We start from the raw sequence: 16,061 nt of genomic DNA, 5'->3' as shown, positions 1-16,061 counted from the left end.
AAAGAACTGTCCAATTCGTGACGTAATGCACTGACAACGGGCACAGGCGCGGGCCAAGCTGATGTAGGAAGTCGTGGAATCAATTGAAACCGGGAGTATGTCAGTGAGCATCATGCCTCTTGCCCTGTTGCTGACCACCGCCGCTGCGACGGCTGTGGGCGCTGCTGCGCTGCACGCTGCTCACGGGCTGCGCAAGCAGGTCACGGCCCTGCGCATCGAGCTGGCCGCGGGTCACGCCCGTACCGCATCGGTGCCGCCGCAGAGCCGCGCCACGGCTACCCCCGCCGCCGAAATACGCGCTGCTGTGGCCGAAGCACTGGCCGAGGAGCGTGAGCGCGAGCTCGCCGAGGCCCGTGCCTTCTGGGCCTCCCAGGAAGCACGCGACGCCGCCGACGCCCCGTCCCTGCTGGGCGGTCTCTCCGGGATCGGCGAGGATGCGCCGTTCTTCCTGCCGCGCCAGGCCGACTTCGCGGGCCTGGAGGCCATGGACCTCGATGCCACCGAGGCGCTCGAAGAGCTGACGGAACTGGCCGAGCTGGCGGAGATAACCGAGCTGCCCGAGACGGCGGAGTTCGCCGAGGACTCCCCCGAGCTGGCCGCGGCCCGTCGCCGCCACCCCTCGCATCCCGACTTCGTGCCGGTGCAGACCCCGGTCGTCACCGACCACGAGCGCACCGTGAACCGGCTGGAGGAGCTCGCCGACCGCCGTACCGAGCTCGCCGATGTGCGCCCCGGCCCGCTCGGCACCCTCGATGTCTACGTCTTCGCCGACGGCACCACACTCTGTATGACCCCCGGCCACCGCGAGACGGCCGAACAGCTCGGCCGGGCGCTGCTGGCCGGTGAGCACCCGGTGCTGCTGGGCGGCTCCGGCGTCTCCGGCGCGTACGCGCTGACGTTCTCCTGCGGCAAGGAGAACGTCTACATTCTCGCCGACCGCGTCATCGCCTCGTTCTGACCCACCGGAAGCACTCCCGGAACCCCTGGAGCCCCCGGGAACCCTCCGGGAAGCCCGGGTTCCCCGCAGCGGCTCCCGTCGGCCGCCGCCCGAAGGCCGCTACGCGAACGCCCGGGCGGCCGCTTCCTCGACGAATCGCACGGCCTCGTCCAGCTCAAGGGACGGGGCCGTTTCCTGTGCCATCGCCAAGTCCCGCCCCGCGACCGCGAGTTGGTCGCCGATTGCGAACATCCCGACGTCCGGCAGGATGCGTGGCTCACGGTCCGGCGCCTCGATGCGCTGGGCCCGTACGGCCAATTCCCTGGCCGTGGCCAGCCCTTCGGCGGCGGCTCCGCGCTGCAGCCTGCTCTGCGGAGCGGCACGCAGCCGGTCGGCAAATCGGTCCACGGCGGTGATCAGCGGGGTCGTATCGAGCACCCAGTGACCCTACGCGCCGGTCCGTGATGGTTGCCAACGGGCCAACGCTCAGGCACGGTGTCGGGAAGGACCAGCAACGCGCAATGCGTCGGAGGCGCCGATGAACCATGTCTTCTCCGAAGAGACCCATCGCAATCTGCTCTCCCGAATCCCCCGCTGCACCGGTCGTGAAGTCTCCGACTGGCTCCGCACCGTCGACGAAGGCCCTGCCCTCCGGTTCGACGAGAAGGTCAGCTGGCTGCGGAGCGAACACGACCTCGCCTATGGACACGCGAAGGCACTCATCCACGAGTACGACCTGAGGCGGGCGGCGCGGAAGCTGCTTTAGGCGTACGAGATCCGGACAAGCGGAACGGCCCGCAGGCGGTGTGCCTGCGGGCCGTTCCGTCGTGAGGGGCTCTGCGGTCAGTCGTCGCCGCTGAGGATGGAGAACAGACGCAGCATCTCCAGGTAGATCCACACCAGGGTCATGGTGAGGCCGAAGGCCGCCAGCCAGGACTCCTCGCGCGGAGCGCCGTACGCGATGCCGTCCTCGACCTGCTTGAAGTCCAGGGCCAGGAAGCACGCACCGAGGATGATCCCGATGACGCCGAAGAGGATGCCGAGACCGCCGCTGCGGAAGCCCAGGCCGTCGCCCCCGCCGAAGGCGGCGAACAGCAGGTTGACCACCATCAGGAGCATGAAGCCCATGGCGGCGGCCATCACGAAGCCGTAGAAGCGGCGGGTGACGCGGATCCAGCGCATCTTGTACGCGAGAAGCACACCGGCGAAGACACACATGGTGCCCAGCACCGCCTGCATCACCACGCCGGGCCCGATGTACGTGGAGACCGCGCTGGAGATCACCCCGAGGAAGACACCCTCGAAGGCCGCGTAGGAGACGATCAGCGCCGGGACCGGCTTGCGCTTGAACGACTGGATGAGCGACAGGACGAACGCCACCAGGGCGGCACCGATGGCGATGCCGTAGGACTTGCCGAGGTTGGCCTCGTCGACCGGCAGCAGGGCCCAGGCGAGGGCCGCGCCGAGCACCACGGTGCCCAGCGTGATCGCGGTCCGCGTGACGACGTCGTCGATCGTCATCGCGCCGGTGCGCGCGGGCGCCTGCGGGGCGCCGTACCGGGTGTCCTGCTGGGCGTAGGGGTTGGTGGCGTACGGGTTCGCGGCGGTGCCCTGCGCGTACGGGCCGGCGCCCGTCACAGGGGCCCCGGCCTGCGGCGCCGCGTTGAAGCCCGCGTAGCCGTTGTCGCGGCTGAACCCCCGTCGCGAGAAGACCGGGTTGCTGCTCCTCATTGCTCTCCTCCATGGCCACCCTGCGTGGCCTTCCCACAAGAGTAATGGGTAGGCAAAAGAATCACCCTAGTGCCAGGGGAGGATCTTTATGAAGGTTGATCGCTGAAGTAACGCCTGTCCGGACCGGTGCCCTCACTGAATGTCGCAGTGGTGCCCGGAGCCGGACTCGAACCGGCACGCCCCCGAGGGGCAGCGAGGTTTAAGCTCGCCGTGTCTGCATTCCACCATCCGGGCCTGGCGCGCGGCTCCGCGTTGGCACATGACCCTATCCGTGGACGTCCCCCGATCAGCGGAGCTGTGGCTCGATGTTGTCTTATTTTATTGGCCGTTTGAGGGACCGTCAGCATAGCTGAGAGGGCATCGGCACATGCCTGGCCGGGGTAGTGGGTACCAAGACCCACAATCGGGATTGACGGAAACTCGCCGCACCCGGACGGCCCAGTGCGCCATGGGTGCGCCATGGTTCGCCATGGGCCCGCGCCAGGGATCACGGGACAGCCCTCAGGCAAGGGTGTCGTTGACACACCTCAGCACCGGGTGGGTCCCCAGTGCCCCGGGGTCCTCGATCACCGCGCCGGTCACCCGGAAGACGGTGCTCTCCCCCGGCAGCAGGGTGACGAGCATCTCGTCCACCTCGGCCGCCGGATCGAGCCGGTCGGGGAAGAGCGCGAGATCCCGCAGCAGTGTCCGGGCGGTCACCTCGACACGGTATGCGGACGCGTCGCCCTCACTCCGGGTGATCCTCGCGTCGTAGCGGGCGGGCGGCAGAGCCAGCCGGGTGTCCTCCTCGTAGAACTCGACTGTCCGCACCTCGCCCAGCCGTGCCACCAGCAGTTCCCGCGTCCGGTCCGCCGGCTCCGCGACGGACGGCGGCAGAGTGAGCCGGGTGACCTGGCGCGGGGCCGTGCTCACCCTCAGCTCCTCCTCGGCCAGCACGGTGCCGTCCAGATCGTGCCGGGTCAGGCACAGCGTGCCCGCCCACGGCCGGTCCGCATCGTTGACCAGGTGCAGCGCACCGTCACGCACGACCAGCAGCCGGTCCGCGTACACGGCACGCAGCGCGTACCAGAGGGGCTTGCGGCGGCCGTCGCCGTCGACTGCGGCCCAGGAGACGACCGGCCAGCAGTCGTTGAGCTGCCAGACCACGGTGCCCATGCAGTACGGGGTGTGCGAGCGGAAGTGCCGGATGCCGAAGGCGACCGCGCGGGCCTGGTTGAGCTGGGTCAGCCAGTGCCAGTCGTCGAAGGACCCGCCCGGCTGCGGCAGGTGGTCGCCGAGGCCGCGGAGCAGTTTGGCGTTGCCGTCCTCGGCCTTCTGGTGGTGGGTGAGCAGCGGGGCGTCGGGGGCGAGAGGGCCGCTGACGGCGCGCCGCAGGGTGGCATGGGCGGGCGGGCCCTGGAAGCCGAATTCGGCGACGAAGCGGGGGACACGGTCCGCGTAGGCGCGGTAGTCGGCCCGGTTCCAGACGTCCCAGATGTGGATCGTGCCGCGGGCCGGGTCCTGCGGGTGCAGGTCCGGCGATCCGGAGTAGGGCGAGCCGGGCCAGTACGGGCGGGTGGGATCGGTCTCGGCGCAGATCGCGGGCAGCAGCTCATGGTAGTAGCCGTGCCCCCAGGTCCGGTCGCCGAGCTCCTTGCGCCAGCCCCAGTCCGCGTGGCCCTCCAGGTTCTCGTTGTTGCCGCACCACAGGACGAGGGAGGGGTGCGGGGCGAGGCGGACCACGTTCTCGCGCGCCTCGGCCGCCACCTCGTCGTACAGCGGCTGCTCCTCCGGGTAGGCGGCGCAGGCGAACGGGAAGTCCTGCCAGACGAGCAGTCCCTTCTCGTCGGCCAGCTCGTAGAAGTCGTCGCTCTCGTAGAGGCCGCCGCCCCAGACCCGGATCAGGTTGACGCCTGCGGCCACGGCCTGGTCGAGGCGGTCGGAGATCCGCTGCCGGGTGAGGCGGGCCGGGAAGCAGTCGTCGGGGATCCAGTTGACGCCGCGTACGAAGACGGGTTCGCCGTTGACGGCGAACCGGAACGCCTCGCGCTCCAGGGACACGGAACGGAAGCCCGTCCTGCCGTGCCAGGTGTGGCCGCCGAGGCGGACGGTCACCTCGTAAAGGGGCTGCTCGCCGTGACTGTGCGGCCACCAGACCTCGGCGTCCGGGAGGAAAAGAGCGGTGGTGGCGCTGTCCTGCCCGGCCGGGACAATGAGCTCGGCCCGTTCACCGGCCACCTCCGCGACGGCCTGCAGCGTGCCCCGGTCGCCGCTCCGGTCCACGTCCAGGGTCACGCTCAGCCGGGGCACTCCGTCGTCCGCGAGGTCGGCCAGCAGCTTCACCGAGGCGATCCGCGGCCCGGTCCACGACTGAAGGGCGACCGGCCGCCAGATGCCGGAGGTGACCAGGGTCGGCCCCCAGTCCCAGCCGAAGTTGCACGCCATCTTGCGGATGAAGGGGTACGGCTCGGTGTACGCGCCCGGCCGGTCGCCGAGCCGTTCGCGCAGCTCCTCGGCATAGGTGTACGGAGCGGTGAACCGTACGTCGATCGTGTTGGTGCCCTCGACGAGCAGCGGGCGGACGGCGAAGCGGTAGCTGCGGTGCTGGTTGGCGGTGCGGCCCACCTCCGTACCGTTGAGCAGGACGGTGGCGACGGTGTCCAGCCCGTCGAAGCACAGGTCGGCGTGGTCGTGGCCGTCGTCCGTCCAGTCGAAGGCGGTGCGGTACGTCCAGTCGGTCCGGCCGATCCAGTCGAGCCGGGTCTCGTTGTCGTCCAGGTACGGGTCGTCGATGAGTCCGGCGGCGAGCAGATCGGTGTGGACGCACCCGGGCACGGTGGCGGGGACGCCTCCTGTGGGGAGCCCGAGGGGCACGGGACCGTCGGCGCCGAGCGTCCAGCCGTCGTGCAGGGGCAGGTGGCGAAGGGTCACGCCGGGTTCCTTCCGCAGTCGGGGAGCTGGGCGCAGGCGACGAAGTGGTCCGGTTCGGTCTCGTACAGATCGGTGTCCTGTGCTCCCGCCGCGTGGAAGGCGCAGGTCTCCACGGGCTCGGGCAGGGTCCACGGGCTGTTGAGCCGGGGCACGGCGGCCAGGAGGGTGCGGGTGTAGGGGTGGAGCGGGTTGCCGAACACCTTCTGGGTGTCGCCGCGCTCGACGATCCTGCCGCGGCGCAGCACCACGGTCCGCTCGGCGAGATAGGTGCCGAGCGAGAGGTCGTGGGTGATGTAGAGAACGCCGAGGCCACGCTCCTTGAGCCCGGCCAGCAGGTTGAGGACGTCGATGCGGGTGGAGGCGTCGAGCATGCTGGTGATCTCGTCGGCGACCAGGAAGCTCAGGTCGAGCAGGAGGGCGCGGGCGATCAGGAGGCGTTGCAGCTGGCCGCCGCTGAGCTGGTGCGGGTAGCGGCCGAGCACCTGTCCGGGGTCCAGGCGCACGTCCCGTACCGCCTGCTCGATGCGGTCGGCCCACTCCTTGTCCGGTACTCCGGGGTGGTAGGCGCGACGGACGAGGGCGAAGACTCGGTCGGCCTTGAAGACGGGGTTGTAGCAGGAGAAGGGGTCCTGGAAGACGCCCTGGACCCGGCGGTAGAAGTCCTTGCCGGGGCGGACCGCCTTCCCGTCGAGGGTGAGGCGGCCGTCGCTGACCTCGGTGAGACCGAGGATCATCCGGCCGATGGTGGATTTGCCGCTGCCGCTCTCGCCGATGAGCGAGACGACCTCGCCCGGGGCGGCGTCGAAGGAGACCCGGTCGACGGCGGTGACGGAGCCGCCGCCGAAGGCGCCGGCCCGGTAGGTCTTGGTGACACGGTCGAGGGTCAGCATCAGGCCGCCTTCCAGCATGCGACGGAGTGACGGGGGGCCACCTCGACGACGGGGGGCTCTTCGGCGCACCGGCCGTCGGCGAGGGGACAGCGGGCGCGGAAGCGGCAGCCGGCCGGTGGGTCGAGCAGGGAGGGCGGAGAGCCCGCTATGCCCTTCAGCGGCTGGTCCGCGTACCGGGCCCCGACCTCCGGGAGCGAGCCGAGCAGGAGTTTGGTGTACGGGTGGCGGGGCTCGGTCGTCAGGACCTTCGCGGGTGCCTTCTCGGCCGTCTTTCCCGCGTACATCACCATGATGGAGTCGGCGATGTGCGAGGTCAGTCCGAGGTCGTGGGTCACGAAGATCATGCTGGTGACCAGGCCCTTGTCGCGCAGTCCGGTGAGTGCGCCGACGACGGCCCGCTGGGTGGAGACGTCGAGAGCGGAGGTGACCTCGTCGGCGATGAGGACGGCCGGGTCGAGCAGGGTGGAGATCACCATGACGGTGCGCTGCTTCATACCGCCGGACAGCTCGATGGGGTAGCGGTCCAGGACGTCGTGGTCCAGGCCCACCAGATCCAGGCGGCGGTGCAGTTCGTCGGTGTCGACACCGACGCCACGTGAGGCGAGGAGTTCGCGGATCATGCGCCCGATGCGCCGGGTCGGGTTGAGGGCGCTCATCGAGTACTGCGGCACGAGCGATATCCGGTGGAAGCGGAAGGCGTTCATGGCACGGTCGTCGGCGATCGGGACGTCGTCGCCGTCGAGGGTCACGGTGCCGCCGGCGTGGCGCATCCGGCCGTCGAGGCGGATGAGGGATTTGCCCAGCGTCGTCTTGCCGCAGCCGGACTCGCCCGCCAGGCCCAGGATCTCCCCGTCGGCCAGGTCGAAACTGACGCCGTCCAGCGCCCGGACCTCGCCCCGCAGGGTGCGGTAGTGGACCCGCAGATCGGTGACGGTCAGGGTCATGTGTTCAGGCCTCCCTCAGCTTCGGGTTGAAGACCTCGTCGAGGCCGACATTGGCGACGTAGAGCGCGCCCACGATCGCGGTGATCCCGGCACCGGGCGGAACGAACCACCACCACATACCGAGTTGGAGTGCGCTCCACTGCTGCGCGCTCTGCAGCATCAGCCCGAGCGAGACGCCCTCGGTGGGGCCGAGCCCGATGAAGTCCAGTGAGGAGGCGATCAGGATGGAGCCGCCGAAGAGCAGGATGAACATCATGAAGAGGTACGAGCTCATGTTGGGCGCGATCTCGCGGAAGACGATCCGCCAGGTCGAGCAGCCGCTGAGCCGGGCCAGGTCGACGAACTCCCGGGTGCGCAGCGAGAAGGTCTGCGCACGGATCGCGCGCGCAGCCCATGGCCATGAGGTGAGTCCGATGAACAGTCCCTGCACGGCGACGGACCGCACCCCGAGATAGGCGTTGATGATCAGCAGGACGGCGAGGGCGGGCAGGACCAGCACCACGTTGGTGACCATGTTGAGGATCTCGTCGACGACTCCGCCGCGGTAGCCGGCGAGGAATCCGACGAGCATGGCGATGACGGCGGCGATGGCTCCGCCGACTACGCCCACCAGGAAGGTGGCGCGCAGTCCGTGCACGAACTGCGCGTACACGTCCTGACCGAAGGTGGTGGTGCCCATCCAGTACGTCCCGTCCGGCGGTGCGGCCTGCGGTCCCACGTACTCGTTGGGGTCGGCGTTGTCGAGCAGCGGCGGGCCGATGATGCCGACGACCAGGAGCAGCGCGACGACCGTGAAGCCGATGAGCAGTTTGGGGTTGCGCAGGGCGTAGTGGAGCGTCTCGCGGGTGGGCTGGGACGCGGGCACGGCGACGGTGTCGGTGGCCGGTTCGGGCACGGTGCTCACGACTGGCCTCCTGCCATGCCGGTACGGGTGCGGGGGTCGACGACGACGTACACGATGTCGATGAGGAAGTTGGCGATCAGCACTCCGATGACGATGAACAGGAAGGCACCCTGGAGCAGGAAGAAGTCCTGGTTCTGGATCGCCGCCAGGATGAGGGAGCCGAGGCCGGGATAGGCGAAGACGATCTCGGTGACGAGCGCTCCGGCCACCAGGACACCCAACTGGAGCGCGAGGCCGGTGATCTGGGGCAGTACGGCGTTGCGGAAGGCGTAGCGGCGGATGAGGCGCTGCGGTGCACCGAGGGCCGACAGATAGGACGAGTAGTCGGACTCCAGCTCGTAAATGATCATGTTGCGCATGCCGATCGCCCAGCCGCCGAGCGCGACCAGGAAGAGGGAGAGGAAGGGCAGCACCCAGTGCTGCAGCAGGTCGACGACGAAGTCGATGCTGTAGCTCGGCTGGATGTTCAGGCTGTAGCCGCCCGAGAGGGGGAACCAGCCGGCCTTGGAGCCCAGCGCCCAGGCGAGGATGACGGCGATCCACATGTACGGCATCGCGGTCAGCAGGTATCCGGCCGGGAGCAGTGTGTTGTCCAGGACCTTGCGGCGGGCCGCGAGGGCGCCGGCCCAGTTGCCGACGAACCAGCTGAGCAGGATGGCCGGGATCATCAGACCCAGGGTGTACGGGAGCGCGTCGAGCAGGACGTCCGCGACGGGCTTGGGGAAGACCCAGATGGAAAGACCGAAGTCGCCCCGCAGGAGGGCACTCCAGAAGTGCAGATACTGCTGCCAGACCGGCTCGTCGAAGCCGAACAGATCGTTGTAGTAGGAGCGCATCGCCTCGACGGCCTCAGGCTGGGAGACCCGGGCGCGGGCCACCATGGCCGACACCGGGTCACCTGGCATGAAGCGCGGGATCATCCAGTTGACGGTGACGGCGACGACGAAGGTCAGCGCGTAGATCAGGAGTTTTCTGGCGAAGTAGCGGCGCAAGGGGGCTCCCCGGGGAGAGCCCCGCCGTGCGGACAGCGGCCAGGGCGCGCGCACGGCGGGGCGGTCATGGAATCAGAACGGCCGTGTCACTTGGCAGGCTTGAGCTGCGTGAGCGCTTCAAAGCCGCCCATCTCCAGCCAGTTGCGCCACAGGGCGGGGGCGTACTTGGGTGCTCCCGAGGCGTCCGACGGCCAGTTGGTCCAGGTCCCGGTGGTGGACTGCGACCAGAGGCCGTTGTACCAGAGCGGGATGACCGGCATCTCCTTGAGCTGGATGTCCTGGATCTTGGAGATGACCTGCTTCATACCCTCGGTGTCGTCGGTCTTCACCCCGCCGAGCTGCTGAACCAGCTTCCAGGCTTCCTTGTTCTCGTACCGGCCGAAGTTGACCGTGTTCTGCTGCTTCTGGACCGGCAGCTGGAACATGTACTCGTAGTACGTCCACGGGGTGTTGGAGAGCTGGCGCTCGTTGTTGATGACGAGGTCGAAATCGCCCTTGCCGCGCTGCTCGTTGAGGGCGTTCTGGTCGGGGAACTCGGTGGTGATCCGGATGCCCGCGGCCTTGCCCGAGGCGGCGATGACCTTCGCGGCCTCCATCCAGTCGGTCCAGCCGGTCGGCACGGCCAGCTTGAGGCTGATCTTCGAGCCGTCCGTGTTCTCCACGAACCCGTCGCCGTCGGTGTCCTTGTACCCGGCGTCGGCGAGGATCTGCTCGGCCTTGCCCGTGTCGTAGGAGAAGCCCTCCTTCGCCACCAGGTCCTGGTCGACGAACTGGTTCCACTGCGGGAGCAGCCCGGTCGGGTCGGCGGGCTTGACCAGCTCTCCGTACACCCCCTTGACGATCTTCCCGACGTCGACGGACGCGGCGAGCGCCTTGCGGAAGGCCGCGTCGTTCATCGGCTTCTTCTTGGTGTTGGGCACCAGCCAGGCGGTGTTGGCGGAGAGCATGTAGGGCGGCTTGTCGTAGTACGAGACGACCTTCTTGCTCTTGATCAGCGAGGAGGCGCCCGGCAGGAAGTTGTTGCTCAGGTCCAGCTGGCCCTGGCCCAGCTGGCCGATGACCACTTCGTTGCTGGGGTTGGAGACGTCGACGATGTAGCGGGGGGCCGGCTTCATGCGGAGCGTCTTGACTCCCCACCAGTCGTCGCGCCGCTGCCACACGACACGGTCCTGGGTGTGACTCTTGAGGGTGTACGCCCCGGTTCCCACCGGCTTGTCGTTGACACCGTCGAGGACTTCCTTGTCCGAGCGCTTGCTCCAGATGTGCTCAGGGACGATCGGACGGCCGTAGAGCGTGAAGTCCCATTCCTGGTACCGGGCCTGCTTGAAGGTGAAGCGGACGGTGGTGGCGTCCACCGCCTCCGCCTTGTCGAGCCAGGTCCACAGGTTGTGGAAGGACGACGCCTCGATCTTGCCGATCCCGTAGGAGTAGGCGACGTCCTGGGCGGTGAGCGGCTTGCCGTCGGACCAGGTGATGCCCGGTCGCAGCTTCAGCTCATAGGTCTTGTCGTCGGTCCAGCTGCCGGACCGGGCCAGCCAGGGCGTCAGCTTGCCCGCCTCGGGATCGAAGTGGAACAGCGTCTCGTAGACCAGACCCTTGGTGCCGGTCGCGTGGTCCCAGTCGTGCAGCGGGTTGTAGTTGGCCGGCGGCCCCCACTGCGTACCGGTCGTGTAGAGCGTCTCGTTACGCGGAAGCGCGCCGCCCGAACCGCCGCCGGAGCCGCCCGAACCACCCGACGAGGAGCCGCCTCCCGTGCACGCGGTGGCGGCGAGTCCGATCACGGCGAGCGTGGTCGCGATCCGTCCCCGGAATCCCGTACCCATCATCTCTCCCTTTCCCCGCCATCCCTGCCGAGCGGAGTTACTGAACCGGGTAAGTGCCGTGAAGTTAAGACCACCGAGAGGCCGTGTCAAGGGAGCGGGAGCGCTCCCATTCCTTTATTTTTCAGGCCAGTTGAGCGATCATCGACCTTCGTCGGGAGATCGCAGGCAGCAGAATCGGTCATTAGGATGGCTGAGGAACAGGAACCGGTTAAGCGAGGTCGCATGCCCAAACACCGTCCTACGATCGCGGACATCGCGCGCCGCGCCGGGGTCTCAAAGGTCGCGGTGTCGTACGCGCTGAACGACCGGCCGGGGGTCTCCACGGCGACCCGCGCCTCGATCAAGGCCATCGCGCAGGAGATCGGCTGGCGTCCCAACAGCGCCGCCCGCGCTCTGACCCGGGCCCGCGCCGACGCCGTCGGCCTCGCGCTGTGCCGGCCCGCCCGGCTGCTCGGCATGGAGCCGTTCTTCATGGAGCTGATCAGCGGCATCGAGAGCGAGCTCTCCCCGCGCGGCTGCGCCCTGCTGCTCCAGGTCGTCGACGATCCCGCGCAGGAGCTGGAGGTGTACCGCCGCTGGTGGGGCGAGGGCCGGGTGGACGGGGTGTTCCTCGCCGACCTGCGCAGCCCCGACCCGCGGATCGAGGGCGTCACCGAACTCGGGATGCCTGCCGTGGTGATCGGCCACCCCTCGGCGGCAGGCCCGCTCACTTCCGTATGGTCGGACGACTCGGCGGCGGTGCGCGACACCCTCACGTATCTGACCGCGCTGGGCCACCGGTCCGTCGCCCGGGTGGCGGGGCTCCCCGATCTGATCCACACGCAGCTGCGCGACCGGGCCCAGCGCGAGATCTGCGCCGAACTGGGTCTGGGCGAACCGCTGATCGTCCACACCGACTACTCCGGCGACGACGGGGCACACGCCACCCGGCGGCTGATCAGCTCCGCCGCGCGGCCCACCGCCGTCATCTACGACAACGACATCATGGCCGTCGCGGGTCTCTCGGTCGCCCAGGAGATGGGGCTCGACGTCCCCGGCGACCTCTCCCTGGTCGCCTGGGACGACTCCCAGCTCTCCCGGGTGGTCCGGCCACCGCTGACCGCGCTGAGCCGGGACATCCCGGCCTACGGAAGTCATGCGGCGCGCACCCTGATGGCGCTGGTCACGGAGGGCAGCGCGCCCGGATTCGAGGACTCCGCCGCCCGCCTCGTCCCGCGCGGCTCCACGGCGCCGCCGCGCTGACCGCCGGGTGCGGGGCGGCCGGCGCGACGTGCCGGAGGTGACGTCCCGGCTGTGACGTGCGCGGTACGTCCTCAGGGTCGCCGTCATACCGCAGGAGGACGCGCCTGCCCCGCCGATGCGACTCAAGAGGGCCTCCGGAACGGGCACGGGGACTGACGACCGGTGGCGAATCGGCGGAGAGGATGAAGCGGTGCCTTGCAGAAGGCCCCGTACCTGAACCGAGCCCCGACCCAGGAGTCTCCCGTGACCACCATGTCCACCGCTCACCGCGCCACCGCGGTGGCCGCCCGCGCCACGGAACTGTCGAAGATCTACGGAGAGGGCGAGACCAAGGTGACCGCCCTGGACCGGGTCACCGTGGACTTCCCGCAGGGCGAGTTCACCGCGATCATGGGTCCGTCGGGCTCCGGCAAGTCCACGCTGATGCACTGCGTGGCAGGCCTCGACAGCTTCAGCAGCGGTTCGGTACGGCTCGGCGAGACGGAGCTCGGCTCCCTCAAGGACAAGCAGCTCACCCAGCTGCGCCGGGACAAGATCGGCTTCATCTTCCAGGCGTTCAACCTGCTGCCGACGCTGACCGCACTGGAGAACATCACCCTGCCGATGGACATCGCGGGCCGTAAGCCGGACGCCGACTGGCTGCGTGGGGTGATCGACATGGTGGGCCTGTCCGACCGGCTCAAGCACCGGCCGACCGAACTCTCCGGCGGCCAGCAGCAGCGCGTCGCGGTGGCCCGCGCCCTGGCCTCCCGGCCGGAGATCATCTTCGGTGACGAGCCCACCGGGAACCTGGACTCCCGCTCCGGCGCCGAAGTCCTGGGCTTCCTGCGCAACTCGGTGCGCGAGCTGGGCCAGACCGTGGTGATGGTGACGCACGACCCGGTCGCCGCCTCCTACGCGGACCGGGTGATCTTCCTCGCGGACGGGGCGATCGTCGACCAGATGGTGCGCCCCACCGCGGACGGGGTGCTGGACCGGATGAAGGCGTTCGACTCCAAGGGCCGCACCAGCTGAGCGCCGTTCCAGCTGCGCACCCACCGCCTTCCCCGTTCCCGCTTCCGGCCCCCATCCCAGGACTGACAGACATGTTCCGTACCGCCCTGCGCAATGTGCTCGCGCACAAGGCCAGGCTGCTGATGACCGTGCTCGCCGTGATGCTCGGCGTGGCCTTTGTCTCCGGCACCCTGGTCTTCACCGACACCCTCGGCAACGCCTTCCGCAACCAGTCGGCGAAGAGTTACGACGACGTCGCCGTCGCCGTCACCACCCACGCCGACCGACGCGACGAAAAGTCGTCCGGCATCGACGCGGCCACACTGAAGAAGATCCAGTCCCTGGACGGGGTGGCCACTGCCACCGGCCGGGTCTCCGGATTCGCCGGGGTCGCCGACCCGGGCGGCAAGCTGATCGGCAACGGCTGGTCCAACACCGGCGGCAACTTCTCCCCCGGCACGGACGGCAAGGACGCCTCGTACACCTTCGTCGACGGCACGGGCCCGGTCGGCGACGGCCGGATCGCGCTCGACAAGGAGACCGCGAAGAAGGGCACGTACGAGGTCGGCGACCGGATCAGGGTCGCCACGAACGGGCCGGTGAAGGAGTACACCCTCTCCGGGATCTTCACCACCGAGGACGGCGCGGTCAACGCGGGCGGCAGCCTGGTCCTCTTCGACACCCCGGTCGCCCAGCAGCTCTATCTGAAGCCCGGCTGGTTCCAGGACGTCACCGTCACCGCCGCGGCCGGCGCCTCCGACCGGAAACTGCTGGACGCGGTGGAGCCGCTGCTGCCCAAGGAAGCCACCGCCAGGACCGGCAAGGTCCTCGCCGATGACCAGGCGAAGCAGATCGAGGACGGCCTGGGCAACCTCAACACGATGCTGCTCGCGTTCGCGGCCATCGCCCTGTTCGTCGGCGTCTTCCTGATCGCCAACACGTTCACCATGCTGGTCGCCCAGCGCACCAAGGAACTGGCGCTGCTGCGCGCCGTCGGCGCCTCCCGTCGCCAGGTCAAGCGGTCCGTACTCCTCGAAGCGGCCGTGGTCGGCGCGCTCGCCTCGGTGATCGGCTTCCTGCTCGGTCTCGGTCTCGCCACCGGACTGCGCTCGGCGATGAGCCTGATCGGCGGGAAGATCCCGGCCGGTCCGCTGGTGATCTCCCCCGTCGCGGTCGGCGCCGCGCTCGGCGTCGGCATCCTGATCACCGTGCTGGCCGCCTGGCTGCCCGCCCGCCGCGCCGCGAAGATCGCGCCGGTGGCCGCGATGAGCAGCGTCCACGCGGTGGCCACCACCAAGTCGCTGGTCGTGCGGAACTCGATCGGCGGGGTGCTCACCCTGCTCGGTGCGGCCGGGATCGTCGCGGGTGCGGCGGCCGGTTCGGACGGCCGGACCATCATCGGGGCCGGCGCCTTCGTGGCACTGATCGGTGTCATCGTGCTGATCCCGCTGCTGTCGCGGCCGGTCATCGCGCTGGTGCGGCCGCTGCTGCTGAAGCTGTTCGGCGTCTCCGGCAAGCTGGCCGCGCAGAACGCGGTCCGTAACCCCCGGCGTACCGGAGCAACGGCCTCCGCGCTCGCGATCGGCCTCACCCTCGTCACCGGCATCTCGGTGCTCGGCGTCACGCTCGGCCAGGCCGTCGACCGGATGACGACGGACAACATCAAGGCCGACTACATGATCTCGATGGCGAGCGGCGACTCGCTCGACGAGTCGGCACTCACCGCCCTGGAGAAGTCCGACGCCGTCTCCGCGGTCTCGCCCCAGCAGGCCGCCTCCATCAGGGTCGAGGGCGCCTACCACGCGGCGTCCGGGGTGACGCCGGGCGATGTGCAGAAGGTCTTCTCCGTGAAGACGGTCTCCGGTTCGCTGGATTCGCTCGCCGACGGCGAGATCGCCGTCGGCGACAAGACCGCGAAATCCAACGGCTGGAAGCCCGGCACCTCGCTCCCGGTGACGTACGACGACGACAAGAAGGGCACCCTGCAGATCGGTGCGGTCTACGAGGAGAACGAGTTCCTCTCGCCCGTCCTGATGCCGAAGAACATCCTGGACGCGCACCAGAGCCGCCCGGACATCCGCGAGATCTGGCTGAAGACGGACGGCGGCGCGTCCAAGGCCAACGAGCAGGCCGTGGTCGACGCCCTGGGTGACAACCCGGCGATGTCCGTGATGGACCGTCAGGACATCCGGGACATGTTCGGCGGCTTCATCAGCACGGCGCTGAACATCATGTACGGACTGTTGGCGATGGCCCTGATCATCGCGGTGCTCGGGGTCATCAACACCCTGGCGATGTCGGTCTTCGAGCGCCAGCAGGAGATCGGCATGCTGCGGGCGATCGGGCTGGACCGGCGCAAGGTCAAGCGCATGATCCGGCTGGAGGCCGTGGTCATCTCGGTCTTCGGTGCGGTGGTCGGGGTCGCGCTCGGTACGTTCCTCGGCTGGGCGATCGGCCGGACGCTGGCCTCCTCCATCCCGGGCTACGCCCTGGTGATCCCGTGGGACCGGATCGCGGTCTTCCTGGTACTGGCAGCGCTGGTGGGCGTGCTGGCCTCGCTCTGGCCGGCCCGCAGCGCAGCGAAGCTGAACATGCTGACGGCGATCAAGACGGAGTAGCGAGTGAGCCACTGATGGCCGGCCCCTGATACGGAGGGCCGGTACCCGCAAGCTGGAGCTGCGGGTACCGGCCCTCT

The 16,061-nt window shown here is 69.1% G+C and carries 13 protein-coding genes and 1 tRNA gene; 5 read left to right on the top strand and 9 right to left on the bottom strand.

Going from position 1 to position 16,061, the window contains the following annotated elements; translation table 11 throughout:
- Nucleotides 1–127 precede the first annotated feature (127 nt).
- Nucleotides 128–958, top strand: a complete 831-nt coding sequence (locus tag ACIA8E_RS19660; RefSeq protein ID WP_399299732.1) for a hypothetical protein — start codon at nucleotides 128–130, stop codon at nucleotides 956–958.
- A 99-nt stretch (nucleotides 959–1,057) separates the two neighbouring features.
- On the opposite strand, the gene ACIA8E_RS19655 is transcribed toward ACIA8E_RS19660, so the two are convergent.
- On the bottom strand, nucleotides 1,058–1,375 hold the full coding sequence (locus tag ACIA8E_RS19655; RefSeq protein WP_399299641.1) for a hypothetical protein: 318 nt from the start codon (nucleotides 1,373–1,375) through the stop codon (nucleotides 1,058–1,060).
- A gap of 100 nt (nucleotides 1,376–1,475) precedes the next feature.
- Here ACIA8E_RS19655 and ACIA8E_RS19650 point away from each other — a divergent pair, with 100 nt between their 5' ends.
- Nucleotides 1,476–1,703 (top strand): DUF4287 domain-containing protein, encoded by a 228-nt coding sequence (locus ACIA8E_RS19650; RefSeq protein ID WP_030976961.1) that lies wholly within the window; start codon nucleotides 1,476–1,478, stop codon nucleotides 1,701–1,703.
- A 77-nt stretch (nucleotides 1,704–1,780) separates the two neighbouring features.
- Here ACIA8E_RS19650 and ACIA8E_RS19645 read toward each other — a convergent pair whose 3' ends face one another.
- The 8 genes from ACIA8E_RS19645 to ACIA8E_RS19610 all read right to left on the bottom strand — a co-directional run bounded on the left by ACIA8E_RS19645 (nucleotide 1,781) and on the right by ACIA8E_RS19610 (nucleotide 11,131).
- Nucleotides 1,781–2,668, bottom strand: a complete 888-nt coding sequence (locus ACIA8E_RS19645) for a Bax inhibitor-1/YccA family protein (RefSeq protein ID WP_399299637.1) — start codon at nucleotides 2,666–2,668, stop codon at nucleotides 1,781–1,783.
- Between the two features lie 148 nt (nucleotides 2,669–2,816).
- Nucleotides 2,817–2,902 (bottom strand) — tRNA-Leu (locus tag ACIA8E_RS19640).
- A 267-nt stretch (nucleotides 2,903–3,169) separates the two neighbouring features.
- A complete protein-coding gene (locus tag ACIA8E_RS19635) occupies nucleotides 3,170–5,578 on the bottom strand; it encodes a glycosyl hydrolase 2 galactose-binding domain-containing protein (protein ID WP_399299634.1) in 2,409 nt (802 codons plus the stop codon).
- The gene (locus ACIA8E_RS19630; RefSeq protein WP_399299631.1) at nucleotides 5,575–6,486 is read right to left on the bottom strand and encodes an ATP-binding cassette domain-containing protein; all 912 of its coding nucleotides are present in this window, start codon (nucleotides 6,484–6,486) and stop codon (nucleotides 5,575–5,577) included. Before ACIA8E_RS19630 ends, ACIA8E_RS19635 begins: the two co-directional genes overlap by 4 nt.
- On the bottom strand, nucleotides 6,468–7,412 hold the full coding sequence (locus tag ACIA8E_RS19625) for an ABC transporter ATP-binding protein (RefSeq protein WP_399299628.1): 945 nt from the start codon (nucleotides 7,410–7,412) through the stop codon (nucleotides 6,468–6,470). Before ACIA8E_RS19625 ends, ACIA8E_RS19630 begins: the two co-directional genes overlap by 19 nt.
- Nucleotides 7,413–7,416: 4 nt before the next feature.
- Nucleotides 7,417–8,316, bottom strand: a complete 900-nt coding sequence (locus ACIA8E_RS19620; protein WP_399299625.1) for an ABC transporter permease — start codon at nucleotides 8,314–8,316, stop codon at nucleotides 7,417–7,419.
- Entirely contained in the window at nucleotides 8,313–9,308 is a 996-nt protein-coding gene (locus tag ACIA8E_RS19615) for an ABC transporter permease (protein ID WP_399299621.1), read from the bottom strand. Before ACIA8E_RS19615 ends, ACIA8E_RS19620 begins: the two co-directional genes overlap by 4 nt.
- Before the next feature lie 86 nt (nucleotides 9,309–9,394).
- Nucleotides 9,395–11,131 (bottom strand): ABC transporter substrate-binding protein, encoded by a 1,737-nt coding sequence (locus ACIA8E_RS19610; protein WP_399299619.1) that lies wholly within the window; start codon nucleotides 11,129–11,131, stop codon nucleotides 9,395–9,397.
- A gap of 222 nt (nucleotides 11,132–11,353) precedes the next feature.
- Between ACIA8E_RS19610 and ACIA8E_RS19605 the strand changes: the two genes are divergently transcribed.
- The 3 genes from ACIA8E_RS19605 (at nucleotide 11,354) to ACIA8E_RS19595 (ending at nucleotide 15,984) form a co-directional block, all read left to right on the top strand.
- On the top strand, nucleotides 11,354–12,373 hold the full coding sequence (locus tag ACIA8E_RS19605) for a LacI family DNA-binding transcriptional regulator (protein WP_399299616.1): 1,020 nt from the start codon (nucleotides 11,354–11,356) through the stop codon (nucleotides 12,371–12,373).
- Between the two features lie 243 nt (nucleotides 12,374–12,616).
- Nucleotides 12,617–13,387, top strand: coding sequence for an ABC transporter ATP-binding protein (locus ACIA8E_RS19600; RefSeq protein WP_093776545.1), 771 nt, complete (start codon nucleotides 12,617–12,619; stop codon nucleotides 13,385–13,387).
- Nucleotides 13,388–13,458: 71 nt separating this feature from the next.
- Nucleotides 13,459–15,984, top strand: coding sequence for an ABC transporter permease (locus ACIA8E_RS19595; RefSeq protein ID WP_399299613.1), 2,526 nt, complete (start codon nucleotides 13,459–13,461; stop codon nucleotides 15,982–15,984).
- The last annotated feature ends 77 nt before the right edge of the window (nucleotides 15,985–16,061 follow it).

This window comes from Streptomyces sp. NPDC051664, from assembly GCF_044453545.1.
Taxonomy (GTDB): domain Bacteria; phylum Actinomycetota; class Actinomycetes; order Streptomycetales; family Streptomycetaceae; genus Streptomyces.
Note: the sequence above shows the minus strand (reverse complement) of the source record. Positions and strands in the feature narration are given on the sequence as shown.